The organism is Methylobacterium sp. A52T (assembly GCF_053346095.1).
The window spans coordinates 1-4,724 of record NZ_JBKFBI010000238.1; the positions used below are offsets into that span (position 1 = coordinate 1).

Below are 4,724 nucleotides of genomic sequence, written 5' to 3' on the forward strand. Positions count from 1 at the left end.
GGGTGGCGGCGGGCGCCCGCGGTGTCGCCCGCGGGGCGCCCCCCGCTCTGGAGCGCGCTCAGCGCGCGGCGGAGGCTCGTCCAGGCCGCGCCGTCGAAGACGTAGAGGTCGGCCTCGTCGACCAGCCAGGCGAGCCAGCCGGCCCGCGGCGCGGCGCCGGTCCAGACCCCGTCTTCGTAGCGCACCACCTGGCCCGCGAGCCCCGCCCAGGCGCCCCCGGGCTCGGCGGCGGCCACGAGGTAGCGGTCGCCCTCCGCGGGGCCCGGCGGCGGCGCGGCGAGGTCCTTGTCCAGGCAGGCGAGCTGGACGAGGGCGTCGAGGAGGCCGAGCGCCTCGTTGTGGGTCACGTGCTTCTGCGCCTGGCTCGCGGCGATCAGCGGCAGGCCGAGATGGGGCGTGGCGTCGGACATGGGGCGGCTCCCTGGCGGTCAGGCCGAGCGGACGGGGATACGGGCGCGGCGGGCGGGTCCGGGGCCGGCGACGAGACCGATCTGCGCCACCGCGACGTCGAGATGCGTCTGGGCGCCGCCGAAATCGGCCGCCTCGTCCGCGTAGAGGCAGTGCTGGGCCTCGGCCCGGACCGTGCGCAGGGCCGTGCCGGCGGCCGAGAACACCGTCACCGCGTAGGCTTCCGGCTCATCGAGCGGGATCTCGGCCGGCTCCCAGGCGTCGCCGTCGCGGCGGGCCCGCCGGATCCACGAGAGCCGCACGCCGTCCGCCGCGCGCCGCGCCCGCAGGTGGACCGGCCGCAGCGGCGTCAGCGCCGCGAGGCCGGCCGCGGCGGTGATCTCGGTGAAGGCCGGGTCGGCCGGATCGCCGTCCGCCGGCCCGATCCGGTAGCGGAACGCGCGGCCGAGCTCGTCCAGCCGGTCGACCAGGGGCGCCACGGCGCCGTCGTCGAGGCGCACGATCAGGCTCCCCGCCGGGCTGACGCGCGCCGCCGCCGCCTCGCTGCCCGCGAGCCCGCGCAGGAAGCCGGACAGCCGGTAGGTGTCGGGCCCGGTCAGGACGACGGACGCGGCGCCGAGCAGCTCCACGGTCCCGTCCGCGCCGAGCAGGGCGAACAGGTTGCCCCCGGCCAGCATCGCGCCCGCCCCGATCGACGCGAGGGTCGCGCCGCGCCGCAGGGTGACGTCGAGCTGCGCGCCCCGCTGGATGCGCCAGAGCGGGCCGGGCGGCAGCGCCGACAGGGTGCGGCCGAGGCAGGCCGGGTAGTCGACGAGGCGGTGCAGGGCGAGCGGCCCGTCACCGGCGGCGCGCCAGATCGCGACCGCGCCGGGCCAGGGCTCGGCCGCCACCGCGCAGGACTGCAGGATCGTGGGCTCGCCGCGGTCGACCGGCAGGTCGAGGGCCAGGGCGAGCGGCGGTCCCGGGAAGGCGGGCGGCGCCACCCCGGCCCGGGCCATCGCGCGGGGCAGGCCCCGCCCGGGCCCCGCCCGGGGCGGCACGCCGCTCGCCTCGATCCGGCGGCCCGTGGGCGCGTCGTCGATCCGGTCGATCCGGCGCAGGACCGCGCCGCCGGGCACGTCTGCGGGCACCGCCAGGAGGTCGCCGGGCTCCAGCTCGACCCGGCGCGGGCTCAGCGTGAACACCGCGGTGTCGCGCGCCGCGATCAGCCGGTCGAGCAGCGCCTCGGCCAGCCCGTCGGCGGTCTCCCGGCGGGTGACGATCGCCGCCTCGATCCGGGTCTCGCGACGCCGCAGGCCGGCGGGCCGCACGGCCGAGGCCGCGGCGCGGCGGTAATCCGGGCTCTCGGAATCGGTGATCCCGAGTTCCACGGAGCGCGGCAGGGCGCTCTCCTCCGCCCGGACCTGGTGCAGGACCGGCCGCTCCTCCGACAGCCGGACGAGGTCGGCCTCGGCCAGGATCACGGGCCGGTCGCGGCGGGGGCCGCGCAGCCGCAGGGTCCCGGCCACCGCCGACACGTCCAGGCCGTAGACCTCCGCGAGGGTCTCCAGGGCGCCCCGCGCCGTGAGCGGCCGGTCGATCACGTAGCCGTCGAGATAGGCGGCGGCCTCCACGGAGACCGGCGCGTCGAACCCGAAATCCGCGAGGATCCTCAGGACCAGCAGGTCGAGGTCGCAGCCCTCGATCCGGCCGGTGATCCAGTGGCCGACCCGCCAGTTGGCGGCGTCGGCCCAGACGCCGCGCACCGTCGGGAAGGCCGGGAAGGGCCGCGCGTCCCAGGCCCAGACGAAGATCCCGTCGGGATCGACCATGCGGCCGCCGTAGACCGGCGAGACCGGGTTGTCGGCCTCCCGGAAGCCCGGCACGGCCGGGTCGAACCGCGCGATCACGGCCTCCAGCCCGCGGAGCTGGATCAGCTCGTCCCGCAGGGCGCGGGATTCCGGCGGGAAGGCGCTCTCGGACGATTTCGGGTCCGGGAAGACGTTCGGGCCGTTGGTGCCCTTGTCCACCGCCGGAACGCCGATCTCGGTGAGCCAGATCGGCTTGCCGGCCGGCACCCAGGCGGTGGTGCGGGTCTCGACGCCGCCGTCGCGCTCCACGTGCGGGCTCGACCACCACGCGACGAGGTCCTTGGCCCGGTAGATCCAGGGCTTGCCGGCGGCGCCGTCGGTGATCGGCCGGCGGGCCTGGGCGGCGCGGTCCTCCGCGTCGGCGTAGTACCAGTCGAAGGCCTCGCCGGACGCCCCCCGGGCCTTCAGATAGGCCCGGTCGGCGATGTCGCCCGTCACCGCGAGATCGGCGTGGTCCGGGTCGTCGCGCCAGTCGGAGACGGGCGGGTACCAGTCGATCCCGACAGCGCCGATATTCGGGTCGGCGAACAGGTCGTCGAGGGGGAAGCGGACGGTGGCGCCGCCGTCGCCCACATGGGCGCCGTACTCGGTCCAGTCCGCCGCGTAGACCAGGGTGACGGCCGGGCCGAGGCGGTCGCGGAGCGCGGCGGCGAGGTCGCGCAGCGCGCGCACCGCCGGGTAGCCGGCCGCGCCGCGCACCCGGGTCAGGCCGACGAGCTCGCTGCCGATCACGAAGGCCGCGAGCGGCGCGCCCGAGGCCGCCCAGCCGGCCGCGAGGTCGGCGTAGTGCAGGACCGCGTCGCGGTAGCCGCCCGCGAAGAAGGCCACGACCTGCGCGTCGGCCGCGGCGGTCCCGTCCGGGCTCCCCGGACGGCCGGGGGCCGGATCGCAGGTGATGCGGCCGCGCCAGGGATAGGCGGGCTGCGCGGCGCCGGGGACGTGCGGATCGGGGAGCGCGTTGCCGGCCGGCACGTCCATCATGACGAACGGGTAGAGCGACACCGCCAGCCCCCGGCGCGCCAGCTCGGCGACCAGCCGGGTCAGGCCCGCATCCGCCGGCGTGCCGCCGTAGGCCGGGCTGCCGTCCGGCAGGGTCGAGACCGTCTCGGCCCGGTCCCGGGCGATCCCGGCGACGCGCCAATCCTCCGGCCGGGCCCGCTTGTCGGCGGCCTCGACCTTGGGCACGACCCGGCAGGATCCCGCCCGCAGGTCGGTGCCGAACCACGTCGCCACCACGGCGACCCGGCGCAGGTTCGGGCACAGCGCCTGGAGGGCGTCGAGGGAGGCGATCACGTCGGTGCCGCGCTGGAGCTGGTGCCGGTTGGCGGCCTCGGTGCGGCCGAGCCCGAGATCGACCGTGACGCGGTCCGGATCGAGGCCGAACTCGCTGGCGCCGGGGATCAGGTCGACGGCGCGCACCCGCGCGAACAGGCCGTTGACCGGGCGGATCACCTCGAAGGCGAATTGCGGGACGCGGTTGCCGAAGGCCGCGAGGGCGAGGTTCTCGAACACCGCGTAGGCGAGGCCGCGATAGGCGGGCGCGTTCTCGGCGCCCTCCTTGGCGACGATCAGCGGGTCCGGCTCCTGGCCGGGGCCGCCGGTATGGACCCGCAGGGTCAGGCCGGCCTGGTCGATCTCCCGCCCGTCCGCCCAGATCCGGCGGACGCAGGCGATCTCGCCCTCGCACAGCCCGACCGCGAGGTTGGCGAAGTAGCTGTAGCGGGTGGTGACGGTCCTCGGGCCGCCCGCGAGCCCGCCCAAGCCCTTGGCGGGCGCGGCCGCGCGGGCGACGGTGGTGTTGGCGACTTCCAGCGGACGGGTCGCCCAGATCAGGGTGCCGCCGATCCGCGCCCGCCCGTAGACCCGGGGGATCGGATCGCCCTCGGTGGAGGTGAGCCCGGCGACGTCGGCGAGCCGCGGCCCCTCGACGAGGCGCGCGTGCCGCCCGGACCCCGACAGGGCGCCGCCGAGGGCCGCGCCCGCGACCGAGCCGAGCGCCCGCCCGACCAGGCCGCCGATCGGGCCTCCGAGGGCGGTGCCGACCGCCGCGCCGGCCGAGGACAGGATCAGCGTCGCCATGGCGGGGCTCCGGATCTGATGGCGGTTTCGCGTGGACGGGTTGCCGTTCCGTATCCGATCGGATACGTTCGACCCGTGACGACGATCCTGCTGTCTGACACCTTCCGGACCTGGCTCACGGGCCTGAAGGATCACCGCGCCAGGGCGCGCATCGCGGCACGTATCCGCAGCGCGGGGCTCGGCAATTTCGGGGATGCCAAACCGGTCGGGGCAGGTGTGTTCGAGATGCGGATCCCGTATGGCCCCGGCTTTCGCGTCGACTAGAGCCGTATCCGACCCTGTTGCAACGGTCGGGAAGGACGGCGAGCCCGGTCTCGCCAGCCGCGCCAGGCCCCCTCTCCCGTGCGGGAGAGGGTTGGGGTGAGGGACGCGAAGGATCAGGACTGA

Annotated in this window: 3 protein-coding genes; 1 reads left to right on the forward strand and 2 read right to left on the reverse strand. The window is 76.7% G+C overall.

Translation table 11 applies throughout. The annotated features are described in order from the left end of the window. Both ACLBYE_RS29635 and ACLBYE_RS29640 read right to left on the reverse strand, forming a co-directional pair. Window positions 1–410, reverse strand: a 410-nt coding sequence (locus ACLBYE_RS29635; protein WP_447696898.1) for a DUF2793 domain-containing protein, incomplete at its 3' end; no start/stop codon positions are given. 18 nt (window positions 411–428) lie between these two features. Further along, a complete protein-coding gene (locus tag ACLBYE_RS29640; RefSeq protein ID WP_447696899.1) occupies window positions 429–4,337 on the reverse strand; it encodes a baseplate multidomain protein megatron in 3,909 nt (1,302 codons plus the stop codon). Window positions 4,338–4,412: 75 nt separating this feature from the next. Between ACLBYE_RS29640 and ACLBYE_RS29645 the strand changes: the two genes are divergently transcribed. Further along, entirely contained in the window at window positions 4,413–4,601 is a 189-nt protein-coding gene (locus ACLBYE_RS29645; RefSeq protein WP_447696900.1) for a type II toxin-antitoxin system RelE/ParE family toxin, read from the forward strand. Window positions 4,602–4,724 lie beyond the last annotated feature (123 nt).